This is a genomic window from Acidovorax sp. (genome assembly GCF_027492855.1).
Taxonomy (GTDB): Bacteria; Pseudomonadota; Gammaproteobacteria; order Burkholderiales; family Burkholderiaceae_C; genus Acidovorax.
This window is the reverse complement of sequence record NZ_JAPUDY010000040.1, coordinates 1-14,816: the sequence shown is the minus strand read 5'-3', so window position 1 is coordinate 14,816 and position 14,816 is coordinate 1. Positions and strand designations below refer to the sequence as shown.

Here is a 14,816-nt window from a genome sequence, read left to right as displayed (position 1 = left end):
TGCAATTTGTGCATCGTCATCTTTCCCCGCTGCGGCCATGGCCTCCCACCTGACACTGAACCTGCGCCAGTTGCAGCACGTGGTGCTGTTGGCCGAAGAGTCCCATTTCGGACGCGCTGCCGAGCGCGCCTGTCTATCGCAGCCGGCCTTCAGCCGTAGCGTGGCGGCGCTTGAAGAAGCAATTGGCATGCGCTTGTTTGATCGCGGTCCGGGCTTTGTGCGGCTCACCTCATCCGGTGAGCAGGTTATGGCCCGGGCCCGGCGCCTGCTCTCAAGTTCTGCCGACTTGGCGCGTGAAATGGACCTGCTGCGCAGCGGTGACCTGGGCGACATCACCGTGGGATCCGGGCCTTTTTCCGGTCCCACGCTCATGGCCGGAGCCATTGCACAACTGCAGGCGGCGCATCCGTCGGTGGGGGTGCGCCTGGAAACGGGTTCTCCGTTGGCCCTGCAGTACATGCTGCTGGACGAGCAGCTGGACTTTTTCGTGGCCGACCTCAGCGAACTTGTGGGGCACCCCCTGTGCCGGGTCGAGCCCTTGGGCGCTGCGATTGGTGGCTTGTATGTGCGCGAGGCGCACCCGCTGGCTCAAAGTGAGCAAGTCACCCTCGCGGACGTCAGGCTCTACCCGTTGGCCAGTGTGCATCTACCCGCTCCGCTCAGCCGCAAGCTGGCCAAGATTTTTGGCAGTGACGAGTCCGGATTGGTGTCCCTAGCTATGGAGTGCGAAAGCGCCCTGGTGCTGCGAGAGTACACCTTGAAGAACGACGCCGTGGTCATCGCCCCGCTGAACGTGTTTGCGCTGGAAGTGGCGGCCCGGTGGCTGTACCGGCTCAAAGTCTCGGAGTTGGATAAACAAGGAGATCGCACTCCATTGCGTATGAATCTGGGTCTTATCTGGCAACGGGATCGAACTCCTTCGGCTGCGGCGAACATCTTGGCCGATGCTGTCCGCCAAGTATCTGCAGCTACGTTGATGCCAGAACGTTAGGGCATGCGCGCAGGTGACGCGCCGATCGCGCGGCCCCTTTGATAATCGCCCGATGTCTTCATCCGCCCGGAAAACCCAACTCGACTCCCTGGCCGTTGCCCTGCTGCTGGCCTGCTGCCTGTTCTGGGGCTTTCAGCAGGTGCTGGTGAAAGCCACCGTGGGCGAGGTGGCCCCGGTGTTCCAGGCGTTCTTGCGGTTTGTGCTGGCCACGGCGGCCGTGGCGGCCTGGTGCGTGTGGCGCGGTGTGCCGCTGTCCTCCCGGGCCGAGCCGGTGGGCGCGCTGCGCGGCGGGTTGCTGGCGGGGCTGTTGTTCGCGGGCGAGTTCGCGTGTATCTACCTGGGCCTGCAATACACCACGGCTTCGCGGCTCACGGTGTTTCTGTACACCGCACCGTTCTGGGTGGCGCTGCTGCTGCCGCGCTTCATCCCCGGCGAGCGCCTGCGGGGCGCGCAGTGGCTGGGCCTGACCGCTGCCTTTGTGGGCGTGGCGCTGGCGCTGGGCGATGGTTTTGTGGGCCAGGCCAACGCCGCCCTGCCCCAGGCTTGGCTGGGCGACCTGATGGGCGTGGCCGCTGGCCTGATGTGGGCACTGACCACGGTGGTCATCCGCGCCACGCCGCTGGCACGTGTGGCGCCCGCCAAGCAGTTGCTGTACCAGGTGGGCGTGAGCGCCATCGTGCTGCCCGTGCTCTCGCTGGCGCTGGGCGAAACCTGGACCCTGCAGCTAAGCCGCTTTGCCTGGGGCTCGCTGCTGGCGCAGGCGCTGGTGGGTGCGTTTGTGAGCTACCTGGCCTGGATGTGGATGCTGGCGCACTACCCGGCCACGAAGATCTCGGTGTTTGTGTTCCTCACGCCCGTGTTCGCGCTGCTGTTTGGCGCCTGGTGGCTGGGCGAGCCCGTCACCCCCGGCCTGGTGGCCGCGCTGGTGCTGGTGGCGGCGGGCATCGTGCTGGTGAACCGGCGGCCCGCTACGCCTTGAATGTGAATGGAAATGTCTGACTATGTACATACCTCAGACACCTCTCTCCCATCCGTTCGGGCTGAGCTTGTCGAAGCCAGGGCTTGCCGCGTGCGTGCAAGGCTTCGACAAGCTCAGCCCGAACGGGTCGTGGGTGTGAAGTCTGAGATCGGTTACCAATCAAGTGAAAATAGCCTCTAGCACTTACTCAATAAGCGCGAGCAGCTATTAAATTTATAGCATTTACAGTTTTGGAATCTTGATCCGGCTGATCATCAGCGAGCCCGACACCGCAAACAGCAGCACCAGCGGGTGCAGCGTGAAACCGCCGATCAGCACCTTGCCGAACCACAGGTTCTCGCGCACGGCGCCCATGCTGGCGGCCAGGGCGAGCAGGCCCACCAGCACGATGGAGGTGGGGATGGGCGTGCCCTCGAAATACTTCACCTTGCCGTCGTCGCCCGACAGCGTTTCGGCCGTGACGTTGTAGCGCGCCAGGCGCGAGACGCCGCAGGCCACGAAGTAGGCGAGCACGATGCGGTCGTACAGCCCTTGCATGCCGCAGCCGTAGGCGATGATGGCCGGGGCCACGCCGAACGAGATCACGTCGGCCAGCGAGTCGAGCTCGCGGCCCATGGCCGAGCTTTTCTGGCGCCAGCGGGCAATGCGGCCGTCGAGCACGTCGAAGATCAGCGCGGCCAGCACCAGGGCGCAGGCGAAGTAGATGTGGATCACGTCACTCGTCTCCAGGTACGACATGACCGAAAACAGGGCACCCACGCCGCAGAACGCGTTGCCCAGCGTGAACCAGTCCGCCAGATGGAACTCGCGGATCATCGAAAAACGCTTGGGGGGTTGGGGAGTGTTCATGGAAGGAGCGCTCCAGGGCGCGCAGTGCTAAGAGAAAGACAGAGAAAACGGAGCCAGTGCCATTATGGGCGCCCCGACAAACGCTCCACGCGGGCCTGGCTCACCTTGGCGAGAATGAAATCGATCAGCGTGCGCACCGAGCTGGTCTGGTAGCGGTTGGGCATGTACAGCAGAAACATCTGCGTGCCGAACACGCTCAGGCGGTAGTCGTCCAGCGCGGTCACCAGGCTGCCCTGGTCCACCAGGTCCTGCACCACGTAGTCGGGCACCAGGCCCACGCCCAGGCCCGCCACCACCGCATCCCGCAGAAACAGCATGTGCTCGGACAACAGCGTGGGCCGGGGCACCACCTCTTCACGCTGGCCGTTGCGGTAGGCGGCCACGCGCAATTGGCGGCCGATGAAGTCGGCGGTGATCAGCGGCACCGCAGAGAGCTCGCTCAACTGCCGGGGCATGCCGTGCGCCGCCGCATAGTCGCGCGATGCGCAGACCACGTAGCGCATGGGCGCCAGCAGGCGGGCCACCAGCGCGGGCGGGGGCTCGGTCATGATGCGGATGGCGACATCGACGTCCTCGCGCACCAGGTCGTCCACATGGTTTTCGAACATCACCTCCAAGAGGATGCCGGGGTACAGGCGCTTGAACTCGATCAGCCACCTGGTCACGACAACCTGGCCGTAGCCCGCAGGCATGCTCAGCCCCACGCGGCCCTGCAGGCTTTTGCCCAGCGTGGCGATGGTCTCCTGCGCGGCCAGCATTTCGTTGACGATGCTGCGGCCATGCGCGTACAGGCGCAGCCCCACCTCGGTAGGCTCCACACGCCGGGTGGTGCGGCGCACCAGTTGCACGCCCACCGCCTTTTCAAGCTGGGCCAGGTGGTAGCTCACGTTGGCGCGGCTCATCTTGAGCTTGCGCGCGGCCAGGCTGAGGTTGCCGGCGTCCAAGATCTCCACCAACACGCTCAGGGCCGAGAGGTCCAGGCGGTCCGCCTCGGAGGTTTTGTCAAAAATTTTCATACAGAGCGTCAATAATCTCTGTTATTGTCAATAATTATTAGCCACATAACAATGGCTGGCTCTGATTCTTCTTCGAGCCCATGGCTGCCCCCGCACTCAATCCACCCTTCGCCCGTTCGTCCACCATCCGCAGTCTGCAAGACATCGAGCGTCTGGAGCGGCAACCCCTGGCCCTGGCCCAGCCGGTGCAAAGCACCTACGAAATCTTTCGCAATGCAGCCCATGCGTTTCGCAACAAAACAGCGCTGACCTTTCTGCCCACGGCCGATCTCGACGACACCACCACCGAGCCGGTGCGCTGGTCCTACGCACAACTGCTCGCAGGCATCCACCAGACGGCGAACCTGTTGCACGCACTGGGCATGGGCCCCAGGGATGCGGTGGCCGTGCTGCTGCCCGGCTGCCTCGAATACCACCTGGCCCTGTGGGGCGGCGAGGCCGCAGGCATCGTGCAGCCGCTCAACCCCATGCTCTCCGACGAGAAGCTTGCGGCCATGATGAACCTGGCGCACACCAAGGTCCTGATCGCCTATGGCACCGGCTGCACCGACGACACCGGGGGCACCGAGAGTGGCGGCGGCCTGTGGGCCAAGGCCCTGCGCCTGCTCAGCCAGGTGCCCACACTCTCCACGGTGCTGCGCGTGGCCCCGCATGGCGAGGTGCCCGGCGCCGCAGGCGTGTTGCCCGAGGGCGTGGTGGACTTTGCGGCCCGCCTGCGCCAGCCCGCCGACCGGCTGGTGAGCGGGCGCCGCATCGCGGCCACCGACATCGCCGCGTACTTTCACACCGGCGGCACCACGGGTGCGCCCAAGCTTGCGCGCCACAGCCACGGCGCGCAGGTGTTCACCGCCTGGGCCAGCGTGCAGATGCAGGGCACGACGTCGCAGGACGTGTGGATCAACGGCTACCCGCTGTTCCACGTGGCGGGCGTGCTGCCCGGCTCGCTCGCGGCGTTGTCGGCAGGGGTGGAGACCATCATCCCCACCACCGACCTGTTCCGCAACCGCGCGGTCATCGACAACTACTGGCGGCTGGTGGAGCGCCACCGCTGCACCAGCCTGTCGGCCGTGCCCACGGTGCTGGCGGCGCTGGCCAGCGTGCCGCTGGATGGGGCGGACATTTCATCGCTGCGCCACTGCCGCACCGGCGCGGCCATCCTTGCGCCCGAGCTGGCCGCGCGCTTCGAGCGCCTGTTCGGCCTGCACTTGCACGAAAGCCTGGGCATGACGGAGATGGCCGGCATCTCCACCATCACCCCGCCCGGCGTGCGCGCACCCGTGGGCTGCGTGGGTTGGCGCATGCCTTACGCGCAACTGCGCATCGTGGCGCTGGATGCGCAGGGCGAGCTTTCCGACACCGACGCGCTGCCCGGCCAGCCGGGCATGGTGCTGTTCCAGTCGCCCAACCTGTTCTCGGGGTTTCTCGACACCGCCGACACCGCCCCGGCCTTCACGCCCGACGGCTGGCTGATCACCGGAGACCTGGGTTTTGTGGATGCCGAGGGCCGCCTGCACCTGAGCGGCCGCGCCAAGGACCTCATCATCCGCAGCGGCCACAACATCGACCCCCGCGTGATCGAAGACGCCCTGGGCGCCCACCCTGCCGTGCAACTGTGCGCCGCCGTGGGTGCGCCCGATGCCTACGCAGGCGAGCTGCCCGTGGCCTTTGCCACGCTGCTGCCAGGCACCACCGCGTCCGAAGCCGAGCTGATGGACTTCACCGCCGCCCGCGTGGACGAGCCCGTGGCCCGCCCCCGCTGGGTGCGGGTGCTGGACGCCCTGCCCATGACCAACGTGGGCAAGATCTACAAGCCCGCGCTGCGCCAGCAAGCCGCCTGCCACACGGTGGCCGCACGGGTGGCTGCGGCCCGCGCCGACCTGGGCACCACCTGCCACAGCGAGGTGCTGCCCGATGGCGACAACGGCGTGCGTGTGCTGCTCTCGGGCGCCGACAACCCGGCGCAGACCCAGGCGCTCCTGGCCCTCAAGGAACGCCTGGACGCAGTGCTGGCGCCCCTGCCCATCCGCACCACGGTGCAGGTGGTGGCGGTGATGGTGACGTCGGCCTCCTGACCGGGGCTGCTATGCGCCGCTGCCGGGCTGTTGCGCGGCCCGCTCGGCCCGCTCGGCCGCAAACGCCACATACCAGTCCAGGCACCCCGGATTGGCCATGGCGTCTTTGTTGACCACCTTGTCGATGGGCTGGCCCAAAAGCAGTTTTTTGATGGGCAGCTCCTGCTTCTTGCCGCTCAAAGTGCGCGGCACCTCGGCCACCGCAAAAATGTCGTCGGGCACAAAACGCGGGCTGAGCGCCGTGCGCACCGCGCCGTTGATGCGTGCGCGCAGGGCGTCATCCAGCGCGCTGCCGGGGCGCAGCACCACAAACAGCGGCATGTAGCTTTCACGGCCGAGGTATTCCAGGTCCACCACCAAACTGTCGAGCACCTCGGGCAGGGATTCGACCGCGCTGTAGATCTCGCTCGTGCCCATGCGCAGGCCGTGGCGGTTGATGGTGGCGTCGCTGCGGCCATAGATGGTGCAGCCGCCGTTGGCGCCGATCTTGAGCCAGTCGCCATGGCGCCACACCGCGCCCATGCTGACGGGGCCATCGCCACCACCGGGCTGGCGGCCGTGGCCTGCGGGGTACATGTCGAAGTAGCTCGACAGGTAACGCGAGCCGTCCTTGTCGCCCCACAGGTACAAAGGCATCGACGGAATCGGCTGCGCGCAGACCAGCTCGCCCACTTCGTCGGTCACCGGCAGGCCCTCGGCGTTCCACGATTCCACGGCGGCGCCCAGCATGCGGCACTGCATCTCGCCGGGCACCTGCTGCATCTCGCGGTTGCCGCCGATGAAGGCACCACAAAAATCCGTGCCGCCGGAGATGTTGTTCCACCAGATATCCGATGTGCCCAGCGCCTCGAACTGCGCCGTGCCCCACTCCTGCACCTCGGGCGACAGCGGCGAGCCGGTGGTGCCCAGCGCACGGACGCGGCTGAGGTCGCCATAGTCGCTGAGCGTGATGCCCGCCTTCATGCAGTTGGCGAAGAAGGCTGCGCCCGCGCCAAAAAAGGTCACGCCCGTCTCGGCGGCAAAGCGCCAGAGCACGCCCCAGTCGGGCTTGTCCTTGCTGCCGCCGGGGTTGCCGTCGAAGATCACGCAGGTGGTGCCCGAGAGCAGTCCGCTCATCTGCGCGTTCCACATCACCCAGCCGGTGGAGCTGTACCAGTGGTAGCGCTCACCCAGGCTGTTGGCCTCGTAGCTGCAGCCGATGTCGTTGTGCAGCACCTTGAGCTGCAGCGCCACCAGCACCGTGCCGCCATGGCCGTGCACGATGGGTTTGGGCAGGCCGGTGGTGCCGCTGGAATAGACGATCCACAGCGGGTGGTCGAACGGCAGCCACATCGGCTCGAAGGCCGCAGTTTCAGCATCATTTCGGCCGGTAGCGCTTGTCCAATTTACCCAACCTGCTATCGAAACAGAAGCATCCAGATTGCCCAGCAGCACCGCGTGCCGCACGCTGGGCAGGGCGTCGCGCAGCTCGGCCAGCACGGGGCGGCGGTCGTGGTCGCGCCCGCCATAGGTCACGCCGTCCACGCCGATGAGCACGGTGGGCTCGATCTGGCGAAAGCGGTCGAGCACCGCGTGGGTGCCCATGTCGGGCGCGCAGATGCTCCACACGCCGCCAATGCTCACCGTGGCCAAAAAGGCGATCATGGCCTCGGGCACGTTGGGCAGGTAGGCGGCCACACGGTCGCCGGGCTGAACCCCTTGCGCCTTGAGGTGCAGCGCCAGCGATGCGACCTGGCGGCGCAGCTCGGGCCAACTCAGTTCCCGGTGCTGGCCCTTTTCATTGCGGCTGATGATGGCGGGCATGCCTGCGGCGTGCGCGGCATCGACATGGCGCAGCGCCTGGCGCGCGTAGTTGACCTGCGCGCCGGGAAACCACTGCGCGCCCGGCATGGTGTTTTTGCCCAGCACGGCGGTGTGCGGCGTGGGGGATTGGATGTCGAAGTAATCCCACACGCTTTGCCAGAACACATCGAGCTCGGTGGTGGACCAGCGCCACAGCGCGTCGTAGCTGTCGAACTGCAGTCCGCGCGCATCGCGCAGCCAGTTCTGGTACAGCCGGATCTGGGGGATGAAAGGCGGGGATTTTTGTGGTGTCTCCATAGCAACACAGCGTACCAGCGCACCCGCGCGCTGACCATGCCGGGCCGTCCCCGAATTGACAGCACCCCTGCGCTTGACTGCGGTATTGCACGGCGCCCACGGCGCGCATTGCCTAAAATTACGCCCTCCCCGCTCTGTGCACGCCCTGCACGGAGCCATTCCCCCGCCTTGCCGCGCCTTCGCTGCGCGCATCGGCACCGGGCCACGCCCATGCATGGAGCGCCACGCGCGCGCCGTGCAGGTGCACACACCGTGTGCAAAAAAAAGCGCGGCCCGCCTTCCGTGATGTGCAGGCGGATACGGCGGCCCTGGTCCCGCCCGCTCCGGCCCCTTTTGCCCTTTTCCACACAGGCTGTCTGTCGGCCTGTGTTGCACCGCTTTGTTTTCTGCGGGCTTTGTCGGCCCGTGGGCGCTTCTTTTTTGGACGCGCTGGCACTGCGGTGCAGCGGGCACGGTGGGTGCGCACATCGCCTTTTCCGATTGTCCAGAAAGGTGACCTATGGAACTTCTTATCTCGGCGGGCCTGATCCTCGCCATCGTGCTCTGGGGCGTGATTGCGCCGGATGCCCTGGGCGCCGTGTTCGACACGGCGCTCGCAGCCATCACGCGCAACTTCGGCTGGTTCTACCTGTGGGTGGTGCTGGGGCTGGTGGTGATGGCAGTCTTGCTGGCGCTCAGCCGCTACGGCGACCTGAAGCTGGGCCAGGAGGACGATGAGCCCGAGTTCTCCATCGGCGCCTGGTTTGCCATGCTGTTCGCGGCGGGCATGGGCATCGGCCTGGTGTTCTGGGGCGTGGCCGAGCCCATCTCGCACTACGGCGCACCGCCGCCCGGCATTGCCGCAAACACACCCGAGGCGGCCAACGCCGCCATGCGCTACAGCTTCTTTCACTGGGGGCTGCACCCCTGGGCGGTGTACAGCATCGTGGCGCTGGCGATCGCGTTCTTCCAGTTCCGCCGGGGTGGCTCGGCCCTGGCCAGCACGGTGGTGCAGTCGCTGCCCTGGGCACCGCTCCAGCGCATCGGCCCGGCCGTCAATATTTTGGCCGTGATCGCCACCGCCTTTGGCGTGGCGGCCTCGCTGGGCATGGGCGCGCTGCAGATCAACAGCGGGCTGCACGCCGCGATGGGTGTGCCGGTGAGCGAAGCCTGGCAGGTGGGCATCATCGTGGTGACCACGGTGCTGTTTCTCATCTCGGCGGTGTCGGGCCTGGGGCGCGGCATCAAGTGGTTGTCCACCTTCAACCTCGTCGTGGCGGCGCTGCTGGCGCTGGCCGTGTTCGTGCTCGGGCCCACCGTGGCCATCATCGACACCTTCACCAACACGCTGGGCAGCTACCTCAGCGACTTCGTGCGCATGAGCCTGCGCATGACCCCGTTCCGCGACAGCGGCTGGGTGGGCGGCTGGACGGTGTTCTATTGGGCCTGGTGGGTGAGCTGGTCGCCGTTTGTGGGCCTGTTCATCGCACGCGTTTCGCGCGGGCGCACCATCCGTGAATTCATCCTGGGCACGGTGCTCGCGCCCACGCTGGCCGCATTCGTGTGGTTCTCGGTGTTCGGCGGCGCGGCGCTGCACCTGCAGATCATGCAGGGCGTGCCCCTGGCCGACGCGGTCAACGCCGATGTCTCCACCGCCCTGTTCGCCATGTTCAACGCCCTGCCCTGGGGCGCGGTGATGTCGGTGGTGGCCACCGTGCTGGTGCTGGTGTTCTTCGTCACCTCGGGCGATTCGGCCACGCTGGTGCTGGGCATGATGAGCACTGGCGGGCAAGAGAACCCTTCCGCGCGCATCAAGATCGTGTGGGGCGTGCTGATCTCGGGCATCGCCATCAGCCTGCTGCTGGCCGGTGGCGTGAAGGCGGTGCAGACCGCCACCATCGTCTTCGCGCTGCCGTTCGCCGCCGTCATCTTGCTGATGGCCATAGCACTGTGGCGCGGCGTGAAAGCCGACTGGGAAGCCGAAGACCGCCGCGACCGCGCCCTGCGCCGCCGCATGCGCGAGATGGTGGAGCCGCCCGCCGCCACGGCGCCGCAACAGCGGCCGTAGGGGCAGGGGCCGGGGGCGGTGCGTCTATCATCCGCACCGTTCCCTCCGCGCAATCGCTGCGCTTTTCACACACGCCCTCCGATGCCCATGCACCTGCTCACGTCCGCCTGGCCCGCCCTGGTGCTGCTGTTGCCCGCGCTGGTGCTGGTATCGGCCATCGTCTTCCTGGCCAAGGGCAACCGCCGGGCGGTGGCGCACCTGCTGGCCCTGGCGGCCTGCTTTTTGATCGGCGCGCTGCTCATGGAGTTTTTCACCTTCATGGCGGCGCTGATGGCCCGCTCGGGCAGCCAGCAGGCTGCGCCCGTGGTGGGCACCGGCACGCGCCAGTTGCTCACCACCATGGCCAGCCCACGCTCCATCGCCGCCCCACCGCTGTCACTGGCCGCCGCAGCGGCCTACGGCATCCTGGTGTCCTACCTGTGGCTGATGATCACCTGGGGGCTGCACCTGCGCGGCAAGCAGCAAACCGCAGGCCCTGCCCGCAAGAAACCCGCCAAAAGCACACGCAAGACCGCCAAGGACTGAGCGGCAGATGCTTTAGAGGTTTTTTGGCCTCTAGCGCTTGATGAATAAGCGCAAGCAGCTATCAAAATAGAAGCGCCTGAATGGTCCAGCCGCACTGCGTGCCGTGCTGCTACACACCCACTAAATAGTTACAAGGACTAACAAATTTAGGGGGTGCCCCTATCGCGCACGGCATCCGGCGCACCCAGAATCCGCGGCCAGAGAGGGGGTTGCACACCTGCGGCAGCCTCATAAACGCCCCGGCGCACAGCCGGGCGCCACAAACCCCAGACCTGAAGGATCTGCGCTCGATGCTGCCCCATATCCACCGCTTGCCTGCGCCCGCGCCCAACCCTCAACGACGCATGGCCCAGGCCATGGCAGCTTGGGCCCTGGCCGCAGGGCTGGCCGCTTGCGGCGGATCGGACGACCCTGCCACCCCATCGACCAACCGGCCGCCCCCTTTTTCTCAGGTGCCCACGGAACCTGCGCCTAGCCCGACTCCGACTCCGACGCCCACGCCCACGCCCACGCCCACGCCCACGCCAACTCCGACCCCAACGCCCACTCCAACACCGACACCAACTCCAGGACCAGTCAGCCCCACCACCTTGAATGTGCGGGTCCAAGGGCTTGGCTTGGGTGCCACCCTCAAGCTGGGGCATGGTTCGGCCGCGCTCGATGCCACGCTCAATCAGCCCTATGCGTTCGCGCCACAAGTGGCCGCAGGTGCTGCGCTGGATTTGCGGGTGCTGGCGCAGCCCGTGGGCCAATCGTGTGCCGTGTCCGCAGGGGCACCCGCCACGGTGCCCGCAGACGGTGCGCCCGTATTTGTCCATTGCACCCATACCCCGGCGGCGCGCATCACCATGCCCGAGACGCTGCCCAACGCAGCGCTGGCCGTGTCTTTCGGAATGCGCGACATCGCCTACCCAGGCATTGCCTACGAGAGCCGGCCTGGTGTTGTGGGGGGGCTTTTTCCGTATGAATACCGCATCAAGAGCTTCACCCTGGGCGGCGTTGCGCAAAACATGGCCGACGTATCGCTGGACTGGCGGCGGGGCACGGTACGTTTCACGCCTGCCAGAGAGGGCACCTATGTCCTGACGCTGGAGATACGCGACAGTGGCGCGGCGCAAAAAACGCTGGAGCAAAGCTTCACGATCCAGTCTGCCGCCTCGCGCTTCCTCTTCGTTGCAACCGATGGTGCCGACACCGCAGGGCGCGGCACCGTGGCCGCACCCTACAAAACGCTGGCCTATGCGCTGGCCAATTCAGCCGCCAACCAGGCCATCGTTCTGCGCAAGGGCACGTATCTTCCCGGCGCCATCAGGGTCAACGACAGCAAGGCCAAACAGTTTCTTGCCTATCCGGATGAAGTGGTGACGCTGACCCTGGGCAGCGGCAGCCGCATCTCCGTCAACAGCGACCTGGCTCCGGCAGCACGCATCGAAGGTGTCGACATCACAGGCGTCAAGCAATGGGGCATCGTCAGCGATCCCAGCAAGGCCGGGCTGGTGGTCCGCAATGTGCGGTTTCTGGATGGCGAGGCAACCGACAACCGCGAGAACCCTGCGTTCATCCACGGCTGGGGCGACACCGGCGCGGCCTGGCGGCACAAGCTCCTGCTGCAGGACAACGACTTCGGCACCTATGTGGGCGATGGCTACGCCACCACCCTGTTCGATGCCGGCGAATCGCTGATAGAGAACAACCAGCTGAACCTGGGCCAGACCTTTGGTGGCTTTCACGACAAGGACAACTCGCAGTACAACACCTATCGCGAGAACTACATCAGCTTCTCGGACGCCCATCGCAATGCCATGGGCATACAGGTGTCCGCGCAAGGCAACTCGACCAACCTGCACATTCACCACAACCTGCTCATCAACACCGGCATCCACCTGGGTGTGCAGTGTTTTCAGACGACCTGCTACATGCGCGACCACGACGTGCATCACAACACCGTCGTCAAGCAACGCATCGGCATGAATTGGGGGCCGTTCAACCCCACCAGCTTTGGCACACGCATCAGCCACAACATCATCAGCAACGACAGCCTGCCCCCCTACGGCGGCCTGTCCTGCCAAAGCCGGCCGGCCAATCTGGCCACCCAGCTTTCTGCGGCGGCCAACCTCATAGAAAGCACCCACACGCTGGCGTTCAAGGACAGCCAGTGCTCGGCCAACGACATGACCTGGGCGGTGTGGCAGGGAACCTATGGCTTTGATACACCCGCCTCCGGCAGCACCGTCGGGGCCAGCAGCGCACTCACCGGCAGCGGCCCCACCACCGGCCTGCCCGCAGGGGACACCCGGCGCACGCGCCGGGGGCACCAATACCCCTGAGATGAGAACGTGTTGACGATTCATGTGGCATTTTTTGCCCCCTGGCGCTTGATGGACAAGCGCCAGCAGCTACCAATTTAATAGCACCCGATCGACAACGGATTGACGCAGGGCAATACCCGCCCTGGCACCTCCGTCCACAATGGCGCGCAGCCTGCCCCGCCCTGGGGCGGGCGCTCTGGATTCAGCGCTCCGTTCTCTACTGCTATGACCACCCACCACAGCGACGTGCTCATCGTCGGCGCAGGCCCGGCGGGCCTGTCGCTGTCCATCTCCCTGGCGCAGGCCGGTTTCACCGCCACGGTGGTCGAGCAGCAACCCGAAAGCACCCTGGCCCAGCCCGCGCCCGACGGCCGCGAGATCGCCCTCACCCACCCCAGCCGCGCCACGCTGCAGCGGCTGGGCAGTTGGGCCCACCTGGCCGCCCATGAGCTGGGCACCATCGACGAGGCCCAGGTGCACGACGGCCCCCTGGGCCAACGTAGCGCCCTGCAGTTGAACACCGGCAGCGGCGGCGGCAGCAACACACCGGCAGGCACCAACGCCCTGGGCTTCATCGTGCCCAACCATGCGCTGCGCCGCACGGCCTACGCGGTGGCCGCGCGCACCGAGGGCGTGCGCATCCTCACCGGCACCCAGGTCACGCGCGTGGCCGCACTGCCCGGCCATGCCGAGCTGGACTACCAGCCCACCGGCGATGCCGCTGCCCCCCAGCGCCTGAGCGCCCCCTTGCTGGTGGCCGCCGACAGCCGCTTCTCGGCCACACGCCGCCAACTGGGCCTGGGCGCGCAGATGACCGACTTCGGCCGCACCGTCATCGTCTGCCGCATGCGCCACGCCACGCCACACGGCAACGTGGCGCATGAATGTTTTGGCTACGAACGCACGCTGGCCGTGTTGCCCCTGCCCGACGCGCCCGAAGACGGGAGCCCCCTGTGCTCCGTGGTGGTCACGGCCAGCGCCGACGATGCCGCCGCGCTGATGGCGCTGGCCCCCGAGGCCTTTGCCGCCCAGGTGCAAGCGCAGTTCGACAACCGGCTGGGCGCCATGGAGCTCGACGGCGAGCGCCACGCTTACCCCCTGGTCGCCGTGTATGCCCAGCGCTTTGCAGGCCACCGCTGCGCCTTGCTGGGCGACGCCGCCGTGGGCATGCACCCCGTCACCGCCCACGGCTACAACCTGGGCCTGGCCGGGGTAGAACGCCTGACCGCCGCGCTGGTGGCCGCCCGCCAGCGCGGGCAAGACATCGGCAGCGCCGACGCCCTGGCCCCCTACGCCCGCGAACACCACCGCCACGCCTGGCCCATCTACCAGGGCACCAACGCCATCGTGCGCCTGTACACCGACGCCCGCCCCGTGCCCCGCCTGCTGCGGCAACTGGTGCTGCAGGGCGCCCGCCGCCTGCCCCCGCTACAGGCCGCCATCGTGGGGCAACTCACCGGCAAAGCCCCGGCGTGGGCGCGATTCATGGCGGGGCCTGGCGCGCTGCGCTGACGAAAATCCTCAGCACGCATTACTATTAATTTAATAGCTATTAGCGCTTGTTAAATAAGCGCTAGAGCCACTTTTTACCCCTCTTCTGCACCGCCACCCGCTCTCGCTCTTGTCATCAGTTTTGGGGACATACAAACCCGCGCGAATCCGGTACGTTCAGTCTTGCTCATCCCGCAAGACAACTACAAGGAACCGCCGCATGGTCACCCAGACCACTCCTACCCTCCGCCCCCTGGCCCACGCCTGGCTGCTGGCCACCGCCCTCGTGCTGGCAGCCTGCGGTGGCGGTAGTGGTGGTGACGCCCCACCCCCTCCCAACACCCCCACCTTCCGCGTAGGCGGCTTGCTCGCGGGCCTGGGTGTGGGCAAGACGGTGGTCATCGCCGATGCCAGCGGCCCCAGTGCCGCTGTGTCGG

Annotated in this window: 10 protein-coding genes and 1 pseudogene; 8 read left to right on the top strand and 3 right to left on the bottom strand. The window is 66.7% G+C overall.

Annotated features, from left to right (window positions below; all coding sequences use genetic code 11):
• Positions 1–37 precede the first annotated feature (37 nt).
• On the top strand, positions 38–991 hold the full coding sequence (locus Q0105_RS07400) for a LysR family transcriptional regulator (RefSeq protein WP_298210316.1): 954 nt from the start codon (positions 38–40) through the stop codon (positions 989–991).
• Between the two features lie 52 nt (positions 992–1,043).
• Complete coding sequence (locus Q0105_RS07395; protein WP_298210313.1) at positions 1,044–1,970, top strand: DMT family transporter; 927 nt, start codon at positions 1,044–1,046, stop codon at positions 1,968–1,970.
• A 222-nt stretch (positions 1,971–2,192) separates the two neighbouring features.
• On the opposite strand, the gene pssA is transcribed toward Q0105_RS07395, so the two are convergent.
• The gene (gene pssA / locus Q0105_RS07390; protein ID WP_298210311.1) at positions 2,193–2,819 is read right to left on the bottom strand and encodes a CDP-diacylglycerol--serine O-phosphatidyltransferase; all 627 of its coding nucleotides are present in this window, start codon (positions 2,817–2,819) and stop codon (positions 2,193–2,195) included.
• Positions 2,820–2,881: 62 nt separating this feature from the next.
• Positions 2,882–3,799 (bottom strand): LysR family transcriptional regulator, encoded by a 918-nt coding sequence (locus Q0105_RS07385; RefSeq protein ID WP_298210440.1) that lies wholly within the window; start codon positions 3,797–3,799, stop codon positions 2,882–2,884.
• A gap of 116 nt (positions 3,800–3,915) precedes the next feature.
• On the opposite strand from Q0105_RS07385, the gene Q0105_RS07380 reads away from it, so the two are divergent.
• Positions 3,916–5,907, top strand: a complete 1,992-nt coding sequence (locus tag Q0105_RS07380) for an AMP-binding protein (protein WP_298210309.1) — start codon at positions 3,916–3,918, stop codon at positions 5,905–5,907.
• A 9-nt stretch (positions 5,908–5,916) separates the two neighbouring features.
• On the opposite strand, the gene Q0105_RS07375 is transcribed toward Q0105_RS07380, so the two are convergent.
• Complete coding sequence (locus tag Q0105_RS07375) at positions 5,917–8,007, bottom strand: acetoacetate--CoA ligase (protein ID WP_298210306.1); 2,091 nt, start codon at positions 8,005–8,007, stop codon at positions 5,917–5,919.
• A gap of 499 nt (positions 8,008–8,506) precedes the next feature.
• Here Q0105_RS07375 and Q0105_RS07370 point away from each other — a divergent pair, with 499 nt between their 5' ends.
• The 5 genes and pseudogenes from Q0105_RS07370 to Q0105_RS07350 form a co-directional block, all read left to right on the top strand.
• Positions 8,507–10,054, top strand: a complete 1,548-nt coding sequence (locus Q0105_RS07370; RefSeq protein ID WP_298210303.1) for a BCCT family transporter — start codon at positions 8,507–8,509, stop codon at positions 10,052–10,054.
• A gap of 81 nt (positions 10,055–10,135) precedes the next feature.
• The gene (locus Q0105_RS07365; RefSeq protein ID WP_298210301.1) at positions 10,136–10,579 is read left to right on the top strand and encodes a hypothetical protein; all 444 of its coding nucleotides are present in this window, start codon (positions 10,136–10,138) and stop codon (positions 10,577–10,579) included.
• Positions 10,580–11,196: 617 nt separating this feature from the next.
• A complete protein-coding gene (locus Q0105_RS07360) occupies positions 11,197–12,906 on the top strand; it encodes a hypothetical protein (RefSeq protein ID WP_298210299.1) in 1,710 nt (569 codons plus the stop codon).
• A gap of 207 nt (positions 12,907–13,113) precedes the next feature.
• Positions 13,114–14,400, top strand: a complete 1,287-nt coding sequence (ubiM, locus tag Q0105_RS07355) for a 5-demethoxyubiquinol-8 5-hydroxylase UbiM (RefSeq protein WP_298210297.1) — start codon at positions 13,114–13,116, stop codon at positions 14,398–14,400.
• A gap of 199 nt (positions 14,401–14,599) precedes the next feature.
• Positions 14,600–14,816: pseudogene (locus Q0105_RS07350) on the top strand (hypothetical protein); the annotation flags it as partial.